This is a genomic window from Algoriphagus lutimaris, from assembly GCF_017051705.1.
Taxonomy (GTDB): domain Bacteria; phylum Bacteroidota; class Bacteroidia; order Cytophagales; family Cyclobacteriaceae; genus Algoriphagus; species Algoriphagus lutimaris.
This window is the reverse complement of the sequence record NZ_JAFIDJ010000001.1, coordinates 1143958-1161363: the sequence shown is the minus strand read 5'-3', so window position 1 is coordinate 1161363 and position 17406 is coordinate 1143958. Positions and strand designations below refer to the sequence as shown.

General features: G+C 39.5%; 15 protein-coding genes. 11 read left to right on the top strand and 4 right to left on the bottom strand.

The genetic code is table 11. The annotated features are described in order from the left end of the window. The first annotated feature begins 24 nt into the window (after nt 1–24). The 5 genes from JYB62_RS04745 (at nt 25) to JYB62_RS04725 (ending at nt 5802) form a co-directional block, all read left to right on the top strand. Nucleotides 25–1563: a helicase HerA-like domain-containing protein gene (locus tag JYB62_RS04745; RefSeq protein ID WP_205644269.1), complete on the top strand. Its 1539-nt coding sequence runs from the start codon at nt 25–27 to the stop codon at nt 1561–1563. Nucleotides 1564–1596: 33 nt separating this feature from the next. Then, a complete protein-coding gene (locus JYB62_RS04740) occupies nt 1597–2811 on the top strand; it encodes a BaiN/RdsA family NAD(P)/FAD-dependent oxidoreductase (RefSeq protein ID WP_205644268.1) in 1215 nt (404 codons plus the stop codon). Beyond that, nucleotides 2808–3155, top strand: a complete 348-nt coding sequence (locus JYB62_RS04735) for a hypothetical protein (RefSeq protein WP_205644267.1) — start codon at nt 2808–2810, stop codon at nt 3153–3155. Before JYB62_RS04740 ends, JYB62_RS04735 begins: the two co-directional genes overlap by 4 nt. 134 nt (nt 3156–3289) lie before the next feature. After that, nucleotides 3290–4255 (top strand): YheT family hydrolase, encoded by a 966-nt coding sequence (locus tag JYB62_RS04730; protein WP_205644266.1) that lies wholly within the window; start codon nt 3290–3292, stop codon nt 4253–4255. A gap of 59 nt (nt 4256–4314) precedes the next feature. Further along, nucleotides 4315–5802 carry an FMN-binding glutamate synthase family protein gene (locus JYB62_RS04725; RefSeq protein WP_317194627.1) on the top strand — a complete coding sequence of 496 codons (1488 nt, stop codon included), beginning with the start codon at nt 4315–4317 and terminating at the stop codon, nt 5800–5802. Between the two features lie 15 nt (nt 5803–5817). On the opposite strand, the gene lhgO is transcribed toward JYB62_RS04725, so the two are convergent. Continuing rightward, a complete protein-coding gene (lhgO, locus tag JYB62_RS04720; protein WP_205644264.1) occupies nt 5818–7020 on the bottom strand; it encodes an L-2-hydroxyglutarate oxidase in 1203 nt (400 codons plus the stop codon). Nucleotides 7021–7184: 164 nt separating this feature from the next. Here lhgO and JYB62_RS04715 point away from each other — a divergent pair, with 164 nt between their 5' ends. The 6 genes from JYB62_RS04715 (at nt 7185) to JYB62_RS04690 (ending at nt 15415) form a co-directional block, all read left to right on the top strand. Then, nucleotides 7185–9662, top strand: a complete 2478-nt coding sequence (locus tag JYB62_RS04715; RefSeq protein WP_205644263.1) for a DUF5686 and carboxypeptidase-like regulatory domain-containing protein — start codon at nt 7185–7187, stop codon at nt 9660–9662. 742 nt (nt 9663–10404) lie between these two features. Then, nucleotides 10405–12369, top strand: coding sequence for a threonine--tRNA ligase (gene thrS, locus JYB62_RS04710; protein WP_205644262.1), 1965 nt, complete (start codon nt 10405–10407; stop codon nt 12367–12369). A 69-nt stretch (nt 12370–12438) separates the two neighbouring features. After that, nucleotides 12439–12993: a translation initiation factor IF-3 gene (gene infC / locus JYB62_RS04705; protein WP_074224012.1), complete on the top strand. Its 555-nt coding sequence runs from the start codon at nt 12439–12441 to the stop codon at nt 12991–12993. A 25-nt stretch (nt 12994–13018) separates the two neighbouring features. Continuing rightward, the gene (gene rpmI, locus JYB62_RS04700; RefSeq protein ID WP_205644261.1) at nt 13019–13213 is read left to right on the top strand and encodes a 50S ribosomal protein L35; all 195 of its coding nucleotides are present in this window, start codon (nt 13019–13021) and stop codon (nt 13211–13213) included. A 108-nt stretch (nt 13214–13321) separates the two neighbouring features. After that, entirely contained in the window at nt 13322–13666 is a 345-nt protein-coding gene (gene rplT / locus JYB62_RS04695; RefSeq protein ID WP_026951716.1) for a 50S ribosomal protein L20, read from the top strand. Nucleotides 13667–13783: 117 nt separating this feature from the next. Continuing rightward, nucleotides 13784–15415: an apiosidase-like domain-containing protein gene (locus JYB62_RS04690; RefSeq protein ID WP_205644260.1), complete on the top strand. Its 1632-nt coding sequence runs from the start codon at nt 13784–13786 to the stop codon at nt 15413–15415. 20 nt (nt 15416–15435) lie between these two features. Here the strand turns inward: JYB62_RS04690 and JYB62_RS04685 are convergent, their stop codons facing one another. From JYB62_RS04685 to JYB62_RS04675, 3 genes are all read right to left on the bottom strand, one after another. Further along, nucleotides 15436–16752 carry an Nramp family divalent metal transporter gene (locus JYB62_RS04685; RefSeq protein ID WP_205644259.1) on the bottom strand — a complete coding sequence of 439 codons (1317 nt, stop codon included), beginning with the start codon at nt 16750–16752 and terminating at the stop codon, nt 15436–15438. A 168-nt stretch (nt 16753–16920) separates the two neighbouring features. After that, a complete protein-coding gene (locus tag JYB62_RS04680; protein ID WP_205644258.1) occupies nt 16921–17061 on the bottom strand; it encodes a hypothetical protein in 141 nt (46 codons plus the stop codon). After that, the gene (locus tag JYB62_RS04675; RefSeq protein ID WP_205644257.1) at nt 17058–17321 is read right to left on the bottom strand and encodes a GIY-YIG nuclease family protein; all 264 of its coding nucleotides are present in this window, start codon (nt 17319–17321) and stop codon (nt 17058–17060) included. Before JYB62_RS04675 ends, JYB62_RS04680 begins: the two co-directional genes overlap by 4 nt. Between the last annotated feature and the right edge of the window lie 85 nt (nt 17322–17406).

The following is a 17406-nucleotide window of genomic DNA, read 5'->3' as shown; positions in this document are numbered from 1 at the left end:
TTTAGAACCTTAATCTTATCTCCTATGAGTAGAATTGAAGCATTTAAAAAGCTCCTTGCTGAAGGTCAGGTGTATAAAAAGGATTTCATTGTTTTAGGTACAGGTATTTTAGATGGATATCCTGTTCCTCATGCTCAGGTGAAGGTTCCTTTAAAAACCATGAACCGACATGGGTTGATTGCAGGGGCTACGGGAACTGGGAAGACGAAGACTTTGCAAGTGATCTCCGAGCAACTTTCGCTCAAAGGAGTACCTTCTGTGGTTATGGACCTGAAAGGAGATCTTTCGGGACTGGCCCAACCGGGGCAATTAAATGATTTTATTCAAAACCGCTCTGATGTAATAGGAGTAGACTACCAGCCCAGTGGAGTTCCCGTAGAGCTAATGTCTATTTCAGAAGAGAAAGGCGTAAGATTAAAGGCTACCGTATCTGAATTTGGCCCGGTATTGATTTCTCAGATTTTAGATCTAAATGATACCCAACAAGGAGTAATCGCAGTAGTTTTTCGCTATTGCGATATGAATTTGCTACCTCTGGTGGATTTGAAGGATCTGAAAAGAGTACTTCAATTCATTTCGAATGAGGGGAAAGAGATCATTAAGAAAGAATTTGGGCAGGTTTCCTCTGCTTCAGTGAATACCATCATGCGTAAAATCATTGAGCTGGAGCAACAAGGCGCTGAACGGTTCTTTGGTGAACGGTCCTTTGAGGTTCAGGACTTTGTAAGGCAAAAAGATGGGAAAGGCGTGGTATCCGTGATTCGATTGACTGACATTCAAAGCACGCCTAAATTGTTTTCCACCTTTATGCTAAGCTTGCTTTCTGAAATCTATGAAACCTTCCCAGAACAAGGAGATGCAGATCAGCCAAAACTCTGCCTGTTTATTGATGAAGCCCATTTGGTATTTTCTACTGCTTCAAAAGATTTGTTGGAAAAAATCGAGGCTATAGTAAAACTGATCCGCTCAAAAGGAGTAGGGGTTTATTTTTGTACTCAAACTCCTACCGATGTTCCCGAAAACATATTGGGTCAATTGGGACTTAAAGTGCAACATGCCTTAAGGGCATTTACTGCAAAGGATCGAAAGGCCATTACTAAAACTGCTGAAAATTATCCTGATTCCGAATATTACGACACCGCAAAAGTGCTCACCCAAATGGGGATAGGAGAAGCTTTGATCACTTCTTTGAATGAAAAGGGAATTCCTACTCCTTTGGCTCAAACGCTAGTGAGAGCGCCTATTTCTAGAATGGATATCCTTACGAATCAAGAAATAGATTCTTTGGTTAATCAATCTGAATTGGTTAAGAAGTACAATGAAGACATGGATCGGGAAAGTGCGTATGAAATGCTGGAAGAGAAACTGAATCAAGTGGAGAAAGAGCAGGAAAAAGCAGCTCTTCCGAAACCTACAATTCCAAAACCCAGACCCAGGGCGAAAGAAGAAGAATCTCTATTTGAGGAATTGAGTAGGAACACCATGGTGAGACAGTTAGGAAGAACAATTTTCCGGGAATTGACACGAGGAATCCTAGGTTCATTTACTGGTAGAAGAAGATAGTCATAAGTTACTTATATTTAATTTATTATAAAATTGAAAATAGCTGTTATCGGAGGAGGTGCTGCAGGTTTTTTTGCTGCTATTCATGCCAGTAAAAAAGGAAGTTCAGTTACTATTTTCGAGAAGTCACCCAAATTATTATCCAAGGTTAAAATCTCTGGTGGGGGTAGGTGTAATGTGACCCATAGGCCATTAGAAATCTCCAAATTGGTCAAGAATTATCCCAGAGGTGAGAAATTCCTGAAGAAGGTGTTCCCTCATTTTAAAAGTGAGGATACTATCCAATGGTTTGAATCGCGTTCAGTTCCTTTGAAAGTTGAAGAAGATGGAAGAATGTTTCCAGTTTCAGATGATTCTCAAAGTATTATTGATGCCTTATTGAAGGAATCGGGTCAATTGGGAATTCAAATTAGGACCTCTACAGGAATCAAAACAATACAGGATCAGGGCAATTCCTTTACGTTGAATACCAACCAAGGGGAGTTAACCTTTGATGCAGTGATCGTGGCTGGAGGTGGTCATCCTAAACTGGATGGGTATTCATTTCTGAAAAACCTAAAACATACCATAGTTAGTCCTATTCCTTCCTTATTTACATTTAATACGCCTCAGGAACCGATCAAGAAATTGATGGGCATTTCCATGCCGAATGCGCATGTGAAAATTGAAGGAACTAAGCTGAATTATCAAGGCCCATTATTGATTACCCATTGGGGGGTATCGGGCCCTGCGGTCCTAAAATTATCAGCATTTGGTGCAGAATGGCTCCATGAAAAAAAATACCATGCCCGAGCCATAATTAATTGGAATTCAGATTTTAATGAATCCAAGTATTTGGAACATTTATTGACTTATTCTAAATCTCATCCAAATAGGAAAGTGATAAACTACCCCTTGTTTGAAGTTCCAAGTAGGTTATGGGAGTACCTTTGTAGTCAATCAGAGATTGAATTGAACCAAACTTTCAATGGATTGAGTAAAAAGCAGTACAATAAGTTGGTACAGAACCTTTTTTGCCATATTTTGAGAATTGATGGCAAGACTACCTTCAAAGAGGAGTTTGTGACTGCCGGAGGTATAGCTTTACAAGAGGTAAATCCTAATACCATGGAGAGTAGGTATCACCCGAATCTATACTTTGCCGGAGAAATCTTAAATATTGACGGGATCACTGGAGGCTTTAATTTTCAGGCTGCCTGGTCCACAGGTTATTTAGCTGGAATCTCATCAGTAAATAATAGTTTATGATCAAACTTTACCCAGAGTTAAATCAAAAAATTCTTGAAATCGCAGACGGAGATGAAGATTTCAAGATTGAATTGACTAAAGCAATTCATAATGGATTGACTGAATTAAAAACGGTTTATTCGGAAGGCCTTGTAGAACATGATGAGGTGAAAATCCAACAGATCAGACATAAGTTAAAACCTACTCTTGCCATGTTTGAGTTTGAAGATTTGATCATTGAAATGCAAATCGGAAAAGATATAGTAGAGTCAGAAGGTTTTACAGATCACTTTACAAGCCATGTGGTTCAATTAAACAGTCTTTTGGACAATGCAATTTATAATGTTAGCCTGCTTTTAAAATAAAAAAGGAGTCACACCTGCAACTCCACTTTTTAAATTATTTTTACCCTATAAAGAAAGCCCAAATGTAATGGGGTCCTTTTTACCATTGATTACCATAGCATGAACTTCTTGTAAAGAAATTCTTATTTAGTACGATGCCCATTGTTCCTTCCACTTATCCTGGCCCTCCAGCCTTTTTATTTAATGGCCATCTGGAAACCATTGTTCCCAGTCTTTATAGAAAGGTAAAAGAGGTGGAGTATGAGCGGGAACGAATAGATACTCCGGATGGAGACTTTTTGAATTTGGATTGGTCTAAAGTAGGGTCTAATTGCCTTTTGATCATTTCACATGGCTTGGAAGGAGATTCCAACCGGCACTATGTAAAAGGATTGGTAAAGCTGTTTAATCAACACCAAATAGATGTCATGGTGTGGAATAATAGAACTTGTGGAGGGGAAATCAATGACCTTCCTATTTTATATCATCATGGTGCAAGTTATGATTTAGATACATCTATTCAACATGTCTTAAAAACACAAGGTTATACTGATATTTTTTTGACTGGAATCAGTATGGGAGGGGCTCAGACTTTAAAATATTTAGGGGAAAAATCCAGCGATCTTCCCAAGGAAATAAAAAAAGCAGCAGTCTATTCTACTCCCTGTAATCTACCATCCAGCGCGGCAACTTTAAAGTTGAAGTCCAACACATTTTATAAAAAGCGATTTTTGGGAAAACTTAAAAAGAAAATTGCTGCTAAAGCTTCTCAATTCCCCGAGCTGATCAATTTAGAATTGCTTGAGAAGGTTCAGGATTTTGATTCTTTTGATACCTTTTTTACTGCTAAGCTTCACGGATTTAAGGATGCTTCCGATTTTTATCAAACAGTATCTGCGGATAATTGGATGAGAGACATTACTATTCCCACCTTAATCATCAATGCAAAAAATGACCCTCTTTTAGGACCAGAGTGTTACCCTGTTGAATTGGCAAAGGAAAAGCCCCAAATCTATTTGGAAATGCCTGATAGAGGAGGACATACAGGTTTTTTATTGAAGGGAAATGAATTTACCTGGGCAGAATTAAGGCTGCTTGATTTTTTGATAGGTGAATACTAAACTTGGAATTGTTAGTTTTGATATAAATTAATGTAACTCCGATGAGAACCCTTTTTTTTGTGGCAGCATTCATCTTGATTTTTGTCACTGCATTATCAATTTATTTCTTTGGCTTCGGATATAGTTTTTTAGCCATTCTTTTGATATTGCTGGTGGTAGGGTTTTATGATGTGCTTCAAAAAAAACATGCGATTTTAAAGAACTTTCCTATTGTTGGGCATTTCAGATACATGTTTGAAGCGATTTCTCCAGAGATCCAACAATATTTTATAGAAAGTAATACAGATGGAAGACCTTTTAGTAGAAATTTGAGGTCTTTGGTCTATAGGAGAGCCAAAAATGTGAATGACACACATCCATTTGGAACGCAAAGAGATCTTGGAGGTGAAGAATATATGGCCTTACGCCATTCTATTTACGCCGTGAAGCCTATTGAGGAAGAACCTAGAATTTTCATTGGAAGTGATTTTTGTACCCAGCCTTATTCTGCTTCTATTCTTAATATTTCAGCCATGAGTTTTGGTTCACTTAGTTCCAACGCTATTTTGGCACTAAATAAAGGAGCAAAAAAAGGAGGTTTCTTTCATAATACTGGAGAAGGGGGAATCAGTAGTCACCATCGTGAAGGAGGAGGAGATCTCGTTTGGCAAATTGGCACAGGGTACTTTGGTTGCAGGGATGAGGAAGGCAATTTTGATCCTGAAAAATTTAAGGAAAAGGCGAATTGGCCACAGGTCAAAATGATTGAAATCAAACTTTCCCAAGGTGCCAAACCAGGACATGGGGGAGTGCTACCTGGGGTAAAGAACACAGAAGAAATAGCCCAAATCAGGGGAGTTAAAGCTGGAGAGACCATATTATCACCTCCTGCTCATACCGCATTTTCTGGTCCTAAAGGATTGGTGGAGTTTGTAGGGAAGCTTAGAAAACTTTCAGGTGGAAAACCCATTGGTTTCAAGCTTTGCATAGGCAGAACAGAAGAATTTGTGAATGTCTGTAAGGAAATGGTCGCCCAACATACCTGGCCAGATTTTATTACCGTGGATGGAGCAGAAGGCGGAACGGGCGCAGCGCCTTTGGAATTCTCAGACAGTGTTGGTCTTCCTTTGGAACCGTCATTGATTTTTGTCAATGGTACTCTCGAAAAATATCATCTAAGAGAGCATATCCGAATTATAGCTTCGGGAAAAGCGATATCTGCTTTTTCTATCCTTAAAAATATTGCTCTGGGAGCGGATATATGTAATTCTGCCCGTGGGTTTATGTTTAGTTTGGGGTGTATCCAGGCTTTACGTTGCAATACCAATGAATGCCCTACGGGAGTTGCAACTCAAAAGGCAAGTCTGACTAAAGGATTGGTGGTCAGCGATAAATCCGAAAGGGTATATAACTTCCATAAAAACACAGTACATGCCGTACAGGAATTACTAGGAGCTACTGGCCATACCCATACTTCAGAGATCAGTATTCATGACCTGGTAAAAGGAGATGAGATGGTGAAATTGGCCAATCGATATTTCCCGGATACGGTGAATACCCAGGTGTAAGCAACTTCAAATTTCTTACTGAAATCGTTTTAAAGCCAGTTCAGCAACAGTACCTCCAATGGATAGTGAGCTAGTAGCTGCCGGTGAAGGAGCATTTAACACATTGATGGCATGTGCAGACTCCCTGATGGCAAAATCATCCAGTAAACCTCCAGTTCTGTCGCAGGCTTGAGCTCGTACTCCAGCACCTCCATCTTCCAAATCAGAAGCTTGAATTTCGGGTATCAATTCTTGAAGCGCTTTGGTAAAGGCTGCTTTAGAAAAAGATCTATACAATTCTCCAAAACCGGTTTGCCAGTATTTTGCTGCTACTTTTTGAAAACCAGGCCATGCTAAACTTTCGGCCAATTCGGCTAAATTGATTTGGGATTTCTTATACCCTTCTCTCTTAAAAGCAAGCACAGCATTTGGTCCAGCTTCCACGCCTCCTTTTTTCATTCGGGTATAATGAACTCCTAAAAATGGGAAATTAGGATCTGGAACAGGATAAATGAGATTCTTGACTAAATATTCTTTCTCCTTTTTCAGTTTGTAATATTCACCCCTAAAAGGAATGATTTTAACATCTATGGGATCTGACTCATTCATCTGGGCTACCTTATCTGAATAGAGTCCCGCACAGTTGATCACCAATTTGCATTGAAATTCCCCTTTTGAAGTTTCGATGTAATTGATATTGTCTTTGTGATTGATAGTTAAGACTTTATGGTTTAAAAATATTTCCCCGCCAGCTTGCACAATTTTTCTTCCATAGGCAATGGCCACGTTATAATAGTCTACGATTCCCGTTTGGGGAACGTGGATAGCAGCTACACCAATACAATGAGGTTCATACTCTTTCAATTCTTCAATCGTAATAGATCTCGTTCCATTCAATCCATTTTGAAGACCTCTTTCTAGCAGATTATTTAAGAGAGGAATTTGTTCATTCTTGGTGGCTACGACGACTTTGCCCGTAATTTCGAAAGGGATTTTTTCCTCTTCACAAAACTGAATTAATTCATGATAGCCATTGATACAATTGGTTGCCTTCAGCGAACCTGGTTTATAATACAGACCAGAATGAATCACACCACTGTTGTTTCCAGTTTGGTGTTTAGCAAGTTGATCTTCTTTTTCCAAGAGGGCAATTTTCAGAGCAGGATTTGATTTTTGGATTTTTAGGCCGGTAGCCAATCCAACAATTCCTCCACCAACTATGACAATGTCGTAAATCATGCGTCGTTTATTTATGGGGCAAATATACAAGCCCATTTCTCATTTTCATGAGCTTCATTTCATATCAAATGAAGCAACTTGTGAATTTTTAACAAAACTTGGACAATTACTCCGATAAGAGAATTTATCTTGCAATTGAAATTGAGCCAGGAACTCTACTACGAATGATCCGCAACCTTCTTTTTTTATTCACCTTCCTGTTATTTTCTGAAGCCTCTGCACAATTCATTGTTCAAGGTAAGGTCACCGATGCTGAGACAGGAGATCCCATTCCATTTGCCTCTGTACTCCTGAAAGGGACTACTTTGGGGATGAATACAGATTTTGAAGGGAATTATTCATTGAGTGCGAAATCACTGCCTGATAGCATTGTGGTGAGCTATATAGGATATTTGACTCAATCCAAACCCTTATCAGATCAAGCGGAGCAAACTTTGAATTTTCAGTTGAGGCCAAGTGATTTTCAATTGGAAGCATTTGTTTTTGAGGCTGGAGAAAACCCGGCATTTGAGATCATCAGAAAGGCAGTAGCAAAGAAGAAATACTTTGATAAACGTTCTTTAACTGCTTATGAAACAAAAAACTATACCAAGATAGAAATTGATATAGACCATGTAGCAGAGGAATTTGCCCAACGAAAGTCAGTTCGTAAAGTCACTGCAGTTTTGGATAGTATCAAGCAACTGACCAATGATGAAGGAGAGAAAATTCTACCGATATTTTTCTCTGAAACCCTCTCCAAATTTTATTACCGAAATAATCCTGAATTACGGAAAGAAATCGTGGAGAAGTCCCGGGTGACAGGTGTTGGGATTACGGATGGATCTACCACTTCTCAGATTACCGGTTCGGTGTTTCAGGAGTATAATTTCTACAAAAACTGGTTAAGTATCCTGGAAAAGGACTTTGTTTCTCCCATTGCAGATGGCTGGAAGGCCTTCTATGACTATGATTTAATGGATTCGGTTTTGGTGGGACAAGACAGTTGTTACATGCTGCAGGTATATCCAAGAAGAGAACAGGATCTAGCATTTAGTGGAACCATTTGGATCAATAAGGAAACTTATGCACTCAAGCAGGTGGACCTGACCATTCCAAAAGAGACAAATCTAAACTTTGTGGAGCGAATCAAAATTCAACAGGAACTAGTTCCAACTCCTCCAGGACCATTGATTCCTTCCAAAAGTAGAATCCAAATTAAAATAGGCCAAGTGACTCCTAAAACAGCCGGACTTTTGGCCAAATTTTACACTTCTTCCGACAGTTTAAAATTAAATGATCCTGCACCCACCTCCTTTTTTAATCAAGCGGTGGTCCTAAATCAAGATTTTAACACAGGCGATGAAGAGTTCTGGAGAACCAATCGTCAAGATCCTTTGAGTTCGGAAGAATTGGCGGTTTTGCAAATGGTGGATACGCTCAAAAGAATTCCGGTTATCCGTTTTTATACCGAAGGACTGAAGTTCTTTGCTACGGGGTATTTGCCTGTAGGTAAAATGGATTTGGGTCCCTGGCCAGGTTTTTTCAACTACAATAATGTGGAAGGGATACGATTAGGTGTTGGCGGTAGAACTAATCTGAAATTCTCTAATAAATGGTTGCTGCAAGGGTATTTGGCCTATGGTTTTAAAGATAAACGTTTTAAATATACGGGATCAGTAACCCGGGTATTGGATCGAAATCGCTGGACCACCATGCGTTTGGGATCTCAGCGGGAAATAGAGCAGGTAGGGTTGGAAATTGCGAGTTTGGAAGGGAATAGCATTTTCCTTGCCGCAAGTAGGTTTGGTACGCTTAGACGTGCATATATGAGTACCAAACATGAATTGAATTTCCAACGGGAGTTTTTCAAAGGTTTTTTATTCAGTGCTGCTGTCAATGTGGCTCAGTTTGAACCCTTGTATGATTTCTATTATTTGGATAAGGATACACGGGATTACCGGTCAAGATTTGAGACCACCGAAGCAAGATTTGCTCTTCGTTATGGAAGGGATGAAATCGTCATCATCAATGATAACGAGCGGGTTTCATTTGGACCTTCCAAATGGCCAATAGTCCAATTGAATTATGCCAGAGGGTTGAGATGGCTGGGAGGGGATATCACCTACGATAAACTGAGTTTTTACCTATATCAGCGTCTCAATATGGGGATGCTGGGGGTTTCAAGGTATGAACTGGATGCAGGAAAGGTCTTTGGAGAAGTACCCTATCCCATTTTGAAAAACCATTTGGGGAATGAGACCCTGTTTTATACTTCAGCGGCCTTCAATACCATGAATTTCAATGAATTTGCCTCAGACCAGTATTTGAGTTTACGGTACCGTCACTTTTTTGAAGGGTTTCTGTTGAATAAGATTCCATTGATTAAAAAGTTGAAATGGAGAGCGGTGGCTAATGCTAATTTCTTGTATGGATCTGTACAGGATAAAAACGTGGAGAATAGCCCAAACAGGGATCCAAATGGGAATCCACTGGAAACTTTTGGGAGTTTGGACCCTTATGTTCCCTATGTAGAATTAGGTTATGGGATCGAAAATATTTTCAAGTTTTTCAGGGTAGATTTCTTCCATAGAATGACCTATTTGGATAATCCTGAAGCGAAGCCTTTTGCCGTGAAAATAAGTGCTCAGATAATTCTTTAGTGTTTTAGTTTAAAGAAGGATAAAAAACCTTTATTCAAGCCATTTTTATCCATTATTGGTGCTTTATTTTTCACCATCCTTATTGAAAGCTATGCCTAAATCGAAGCGGATAAATTTATGGATCGAAACTTAGTTTTTTTTTGAAATAGGAGGAAATTCAGGCCAGTATACTTTTACCTATGGGAGAGTTTTCCATGAAAAAGGGAAATTAAAGCTTAAGGCTAGTGCTGGGTTTTCCATGTGGCATGAAGGATCAAGTTCTAATACAAGACAGCTCCCAGTTATACCTGTTGAGCTAACAACATTCTTTGGTAAGTCCAATCATCATTTGGAATTGGGGCTGGTGTTGCTTCTTACTTAGTCAGTAGTAAAGATTTTGACTAGGAAACATTTGAAACAATCGAAAAGGCGGTTTTTGGAGCATATATTCCTTTTAGAATTGGCTAAAGATACCAGAATCCAAAAGGAGGATTTTTTTTCCGAATAGGATATACTCCATTTTATAAACCTCCCTCAAGAGGAAAGGAAGATTGGGTTTTTACACCAGTTTTTGGAGTTTTGAGTATAGGGAAGAGTTTTTAAACCAAAAAAACTAAAAAAATTAGCATTGCTTGTTTATACTGTGAAGAAATAAGCATTCTTTTTTGGATTCCTTTCCATTATATTTTTTGGTTGCACCTGCTCTTTGCATATTTGCATCTTAAACCAAATGCCCTCTTGTATGGGTAGAGAATAAACACACATGTCACAACAAATCAACATTACCCTTCCGGATGGCTCCGTGAAGGTGTTTGAAAAAGGAACATCAGGACTACAGATTGCTGCCAGTATCAGCGAGGGTTTAGCCAGAAATGTTCTAGCTGCAAAAGTAAATGGTCAAGTTTGGGATGCCACTAGACCCATCAATCAGGATTCCAGCATTCAACTATTGACCTGGAATGATTTAGAAGGAAAAAATACTTTTTGGCATTCTTCTGCCCACTTGTTGGCCGAAGCATTGGAAGCATTATATCCAGGGATCAAATTCGGTATCGGTCCTCCGATCGAAACCGGTTTTTACTATGATGTGGATTTCGGAGATAAAACCTTGGATGGAGCAGAATTGGAAACCATTGAGAAAAAGATGGTGGAGCTGGCCAGACAAAAGAATGAATACATTCGAAAGGATATTTCCAAGGCTGATGCGGTACGTTATTACCAAGAAAAGGGAGACGAGTACAAACTGGACCTTTTGGAAGGCTTGGAAGATGGCTCCATTACCTTCTATGAGCAGGGGAATTTCACAGATCTTTGTAGAGGACCTCATATTCCCAATACTGGCTTTATCAAAGCGGTAAAGCTGACCAATATTGCTGGAGCATACTGGAGAGGGGATGAAAACCGTAAAATGCTCACTCGTATTTATGGGGTGACTTTTCCAAAAGCCAAGGAACTTCAGGAATATTTGACCCTATTGGAAGAAGCTAAAAAGCGAGACCATAGAAAGCTTGGAAGAGAATTGGAATTATTTACTTTCTCTGAAAAAGTAGGCATGGGATTACCACTATGGCTGCCAAAGGGAACTTTATTGCGTGAACGATTGATTAATTTCATGAAGAAGGCGCAGGATAAATCCGGTTACCAACAAGTGACTACACCTCATATTGGCCATAAGGTTTTGTATGAGACTTCTGGACATTATGAGAAGTACGGAAAGGATTCTTTTCAGCCGATTACCACTCCACACGAAGGAGAGGAGTTTTTGTTGAAACCAATGAACTGTCCCCATCACTGCGAGATTTATAAGCATAAACCGCATTCTTATAAAGAATTACCAATTCGGTATGCGGAATTTGGAACAGTTTATAGATACGAGCAAAGTGGTGAATTGCACGGATTGACCCGTGTAAGAGGCTTTACTCAAGATGACGCTCATATTTTCTGTAGACCCGATCAGGTAAAAGATGAGTTCATCAAAGTCATTGATTTGGTGTTGTATGTATTCAATGCATTAGGTTTTGAAGACTATACTGCTCAAATTTCTTTGAGAGATCCAGAAAATCCTACCAAATATATTGGTGGAGATGAAGCTTGGAATAAAGCAGAATCAGCGATTATTGAAGCAGCTGCTGAAAAAGGATTAGAAACTGTCACTGAATTGGGAGAAGCAGCATTTTATGGCCCTAAACTTGATTTTATGGTCAAAGATGCATTGGGTAGAAAATGGCAGTTGGGAACTATCCAGGTAGATTATCAGTTGCCAGAGCGTTTCCAATTGGAATATATTGGGTCGGATAATCAAAAGCATAGACCGGTGATGATCCACAGAGCACCTTTTGGTTCTTTGGAGAGATTTGTTGCTGTTTTAATAGAACATTGTGCGGGTAATTTCCCATTATGGCTTGCTCCTGAGCAAATTAATATTTTGCCTATTTCTGAGAAGTATGTAGATTATGCTGAGGAAATCAAGAATATCTTGGATGAAGCAGGAATTACTGGTTCAATTGATAATCGTGATGAGAAAATCGGTCGAAAGATTCGTGATTCTGAGGTGAAAAAAGTGCCGTTTATGTTAATTGTAGGAGAAAAAGAGAAGGAGGAGCGGAAACTTTCAGTGAGGAAACATGGTCAGGGCGACCTGGGTAACTACTCTCCGGAGGAGTTTATAAATTATTTTCAGGGAATAATTTCTTCTGCTTTAAGCAGATCAGAAACAGCTAATAATTGATTGTGCTTTTCTTAATTAGAAATATTTCCGATATTTGCAGGCAATTTCATAAAAACAACCTAATCAAACTTGAGAAACAATAGACAACCGTATAGAGGTAGACAAGAAGAACCTTATAAAGTAAACCAGAAAATCAGAGCTCGTGAAGTAAGAGTTGTTGGTGAATTCGTAGAGGGCGGCAATGCGCTGCTACCCACTGACAAAGCAATTAAACTGGCTCAGGAAAATGACCTGGACCTTGTAGAGATTTCTCCTAATGTTGATCCTCCCGTTTGTAAGATTCTTGATTACGCAAAGTTTAAGTACGAGCAGAAAAAGAAACAAAAGGAAATCAAGGCCAATGCAGCGAAGGTTGTTTTGAAAGAAATTAGATTCGGTCCTAATACGGATGAACATGACTTTAATTTCAAAGTAAAGCATGCGATCAACTTCCTGAAAGAAGGAGCAAAAGTAAAGGCATACGTACATTTCGTAGGTCGTACAATTGTTTTCAAGGAAAGAGGAGAGATGCTTTTATTGAAATTTGTTCAAGCTCTGGAAGAATATGGGGCGGTGGAGCAACTTCCTAAGATGGAAGGAAAGCGTATGAACATCTTTATTGCACCGAAGGCAGGAAAGAAATAAATTTCAACTAAATAAATACAGCAAAATGCCAAAAGTAAAAACCAAATCAGGTGCAAAGAAGAGGTTCGCTTTAACGGGAACCGGCAAGATCAAAAGGAAACACGCTTTTAAAAGCCACATCCTTACCAAAAAATCTACTAAAAGAAAGAGAGAATTAACCAAAACTGGTCTAGTTCACACTTCTGACGAAGGTAGAGTAAAAGACATGTTGAGAATCTGATCAACCTGTTTCATTAATTAATTAATTAAGGTTTATTTATTCACCAGACACTTTGGTCCACAAGATCTCGGGTAAACTGAGACACCAAGCGTCAAAAAACAAAAAACTATGCCTAGATCAGTAAACGCGGTAGCGTCAAGAGCAAGAAGAAAAAAAGTGCTAAAGGCCACTAGAGGTTATTTCGGAAGAGGTAGCAATGTTTGGACTGTAGCCAAAAACAAGTACGAGAAAGGACTTCAGTACGCTTACAGAGACCGTAAAGCGAAGAAAAGAGAATTCAGAGCATTATGGATTCAGCGTATCAACGCCGGTGCTAGAGAGCACGGTGTGTCTTACTCTCAATTAATGGGATTATTGAAGAAAGCAGAAATCGAATTGAACCGTAAGGTTCTCGCTGATTTAGCTATGAATCACCCAGAAGCATTTAAAGCTGTAGTTGAAAGAGTAAAATAAGGTCGCACTATCTTATTTTGCAGAAGCCTTCCCTTGGGAAGGCTTTTTTTGTTGGCTGCCAGCTAATTATTGGCATTTTTTTTACCTTTTGGTTGTTGGTACTTACATGAATATCCTATGACCCCAAGACCTTATTGCTTTTTGATCCTGTTTTTTCTCCTCACTCAACTTTTGGTTGCCCAGACGAAAATTTTTGATCGCTTTGAAAAAGGATTTATAAGCTCCAAAAGCTATGAAAATCCGCTATACGAGGTCAATTCCTTCGAAATTACGTTTACCTCTCCATCAGGAAGGGAAAAGACTGTCAGAGGCTTTTGGGATGGAGAAAACAAATGGAAAGTTCGGTTTATGCCGGATGAACTAGGACTATGGACTTTTGAAAGTTCCTCTTCAGATCAGAGCAATTCAGGTTTGCATGGAGTAAAAGGGGAATTTGATTGTGTGGAGAATGATAGTGAACATGATCTGTTTCAAAAGGGTCCCATCCTTCATCAAAAAGGATCTTACCATTTAAGTCATTTGGATGGCTCTCCATTTTTTTGGACTGCAGGTACTGCTTGGAATGGCGCTTTAAAATCCACGGATGAAGAATGGGATTTTTACCTGAATCACCGGGTCACTCACCACTACAATACGATCCAATTGGTAACTACCCAATGGAGAGGAGGGACCACCAATGCAGAAGGAGAGGTTGCGTTTACAGGATCAGGAAGAATCACCCTAAACCCAACATTCTTTCAAAGAATTGACCAGAAAATTGAGGAAGCCAATCAAAAAGGTTTGTTAGTGTCACCTGTGGTTTTATGGGCCTTGCCATTTGGGCAGGGAACTGAGTTTAGCCCAGGTTATTATCTACCCATACGGGAAGCGGTATTATTGGCGAAATATATTGTTGCTAGGTATCAGGGAAATCATGTGGTATGGAACCTAGGAGGAGATGGGAAGTATTATGGAGACTTGGAAGATCGCTGGAAAACAATCGGAGCAGCGGTTTTTGGAGAAGGAAAGCATCAGGGATTAGTCACGCTACACCCGCATGGGACTTCCTGGATTGGGGATCTGTATGAGGACCAGGGTTGGTATGATCTTTATACCTATCAATCTTCTCATTCAAAAGCTCAGAATACAGTGGATTGGATCACGAAAGGACCTGTTTCTGAACGTTGGTCAAACTTAAGGCCTTTGCCTTTTATCAACACAGAGCCTCTTTATGAGGAAATTCGTGCGGATGCCACAGCTCAGGATCTTCGGAATGCATGGTATTGGAGTATTTTCTCTGCCCCTGTGGCAGGAATTACCTATGGAGCCAATGGGATTTGGCCTTGGCTGAGAGAGGGGGAGGACATCGAAAACCATGGCCCTTCTGGAAATGTCAGCCGTTGGAAAGAAAGTTTGGAGTTAGATGGAAGCATTCAGATGGGATATTTGAATGAATTTTTCAATGGGTTGGAATGGTGGAATTTGAAGCCTGCATCCGATTTATTGAGGCATCAGCCGGGGGACAGCACATTTAATCAATTTGTAAGTATTCTTTCAGGTGCAGACCAATCTATGGTATTGGTTTATACACCAGTCCAACAATCACTGCAGTTGTTCCCATTGAATGGCACAGCTTATCAGGCAAAATGGTTCGATCCCAAATTCAATAGATACTTAGACGCGGGGAGAGTGTCAGGAATGGGAGATTTACAATTTGAAAGTCCCTTTGAAGAAGATGCTATTTTGGTTTTAGAGAAAGTGAGGGATTGATTCCATAGGATTCCTAGGAATCAAAATAGTTGAATAATACCATAAAGGGAAACAAGTCCAATAGATAGGACACTTATCCAAAACATGAATTGAGAGAAAGTTCCCGAGGCCAAATTAAGAGCTTTGTTTTTCTGCTGAAAGTGAATTGCAGCATAGACTACCAACAATAAGAGAATTGACCCTATCACCCCTCCAAAAAGAACCATAAATGCGGGAAGCTTGACAAAAACAAATGTAAAGGCCCACAACAAAGGAAAAACCCATGCCAATATGGCCACCCATTTTTTACGGTCTTTTAGATTATTCCAATTGATCCAACCTAATTCGCCGAAAATATCAGGAAACAAGCGGGTCCAATAAGCAAGTGTAGCAAACACACTGGAATAAAGCACAAAGAAAGCCCCTGTGAGGTAGGCGATTCGAGCATTTTCTCCTAACGTTTGCGTATAGATAGCTGCAAGGGTTTCGATTAATTCATTCCCGGAAGGAATTAGCTCATTTCCATGTAGAATAGCTGCACCTAGCAAATAAAATGAAGCAGTCACGAGGGTGTAAATTACCATTGCTACAAAAGCATCCAGATACATGATTTTGATCCAAGCTGTTGCTCTAGTTTTCCATGCTTCACTGCCATCATTTTCTCCGGTGTAGGTTGCATACCCTTTTTCTAAGCACCAATAAGTATAGGCTATGATTTCATCGCTAGCGACTCCTGTTATCCCAAATGCACCGATTGCCACAAAAATCAAATGAGGTGGCAATTCAAAATGAAGTCCTGAAAGAATATCTCCTAAAGAAAAACTATAAGGGCTGAAGTTGACAGCGATCAGTGAGGCAAGAGTGAAGAGCGTAAACGCAAAAACTAACAATATCGAAGTTCGCTCTACTACATGATAGTAGTTTTTAAAAATTAAAAGGCTGGTAATAACTCCCAGAATAAATACTAACAAGTAAGGAGAGAGGTAGGGGAAAAGCATATTGAGTGCGATGGCAGCTCCACCTATCATTCCACCGACCTGGACTATTTTAAAAAGAGTCAATACGAAGGTTCCCCAGATAGCCCAGTTCTTTGGTCCTGGGAGGCTGGCAAAAGAAACCATAAGCGGTTTGCCTGTGATGATGGCATTTTTCCCAAATTCCAGTTGGATAGCAACTTTTACCAGACAACTTACTATAATGACCCAAAAGGTGATGAAACCACCTTCTGCTCCAAGAACGGTAGTTGCTATTAGTTCTCCAGACCCTACTATGGATGCGGAAAGTATGAAGCCAGGACCAAGAAATTTTATTTTTTCAAAAAGTAGGCTAGGTGGGTCTTTTATTTTGGGAGATGTCATCAACTAAAAATAGGAAAATTATTCCTAGAAAGTTTCCTAGTCAAAAGTCATGGCCTTAAGTGATCAACTCATCTAAGAAATTCGAATCAGAAAGAACTAAATAGAAGAAGATTTAGCTCGCTGTATGTTTTACCAGAGGATTTTGAAAAAAGTATATAAACCATAAAATTATCCATAGGATAAAAATAAAAAAGGCTTCCATTTCTGAAAGCCTTTGTAGCGAGTCCCGATAATGATTGGGAGGGAGTTGAACTTACCTTCTGCAAGCATGCCCGTGTCCGCCGCGGCGGATATGAATCCTTTGCTCATAATTTGTAATGTGGAAGTAGAAACTGTTTTATCCAGTCTCTTCCTTTTCCTGTTTTTAATTCTTTCTCTCTCAGCATTGCTTCTTTTTTGGATTTGAAAAACTCAACATGAATTAATATCCAAGGTCTGTATCTAGTTGTAAATCCTTTGGTAGATTTAGTGTTGTGAAAATGGAACCTAGTAATCAAATCGGAGGTCATCCCGGTGTATGTTTTACCAGAGGATTTTGAAAAAAGTATATAAACCACAAAATTATCCATAGGGTAAAAATAAAAAAGGCTTCCCTTTCTGAAAGCCTTTGTAAGCTAGTCCCGATAATGATTGGGAGGGAGTTGAACTTGCCTT

Bases quoted from the DNA above. Each gene is read 5' to 3' on its own strand.
- lhgO (WP_205644264.1), bottom strand. From the start codon at position 7,020: ATGATTTACGACATTGTCATAGTTGGTGGAGGAATTGTTGGATTGGCT.
- JYB62_RS04735 (WP_205644267.1), top strand. From the start codon at position 2,808: ATGATCAAACTTTACCCAGAGTTAAATCAAAAAATTCTTGAAATCGCA.
- JYB62_RS04680 (WP_205644258.1), bottom strand. From the start codon at position 17,061: ATGAGCAAAGGATTCATATCCGCCGCGGCGGACACGGGCATGCTTGCA.
- JYB62_RS04675 (WP_205644257.1), bottom strand. From the start codon at position 17,321: ATGGATAATTTTGTGGTTTATATACTTTTTTCAAAATCCTCTGGTAAA.
- rpmI (WP_205644261.1), top strand. From the start codon at position 13,019: ATGCCAAAAGTAAAAACCAAATCAGGTGCAAAGAAGAGGTTCGCTTTA.
- rplT (WP_026951716.1), top strand. From the start codon at position 13,322: ATGCCTAGATCAGTAAACGCGGTAGCGTCAAGAGCAAGAAGAAAAAAA.
- JYB62_RS04690 (WP_205644260.1), top strand. From the start codon at position 13,784: ATGACCCCAAGACCTTATTGCTTTTTGATCCTGTTTTTTCTCCTCACT.
- JYB62_RS04745 (WP_205644269.1), top strand. From the start codon at position 25: ATGAGTAGAATTGAAGCATTTAAAAAGCTCCTTGCTGAAGGTCAGGTG.
- JYB62_RS04685 (WP_205644259.1), bottom strand. From the start codon at position 16,752: ATGACATCTCCCAAAATAAAAGACCCACCTAGCCTACTTTTTGAAAAA.
- JYB62_RS04730 (WP_205644266.1), top strand. From the start codon at position 3,290: ATGCCCATTGTTCCTTCCACTTATCCTGGCCCTCCAGCCTTTTTATTT.
- JYB62_RS04715 (WP_205644263.1), top strand. From the start codon at position 7,185: ATGATCCGCAACCTTCTTTTTTTATTCACCTTCCTGTTATTTTCTGAA.
- thrS (WP_205644262.1), top strand. From the start codon at position 10,405: ATGTCACAACAAATCAACATTACCCTTCCGGATGGCTCCGTGAAGGTG.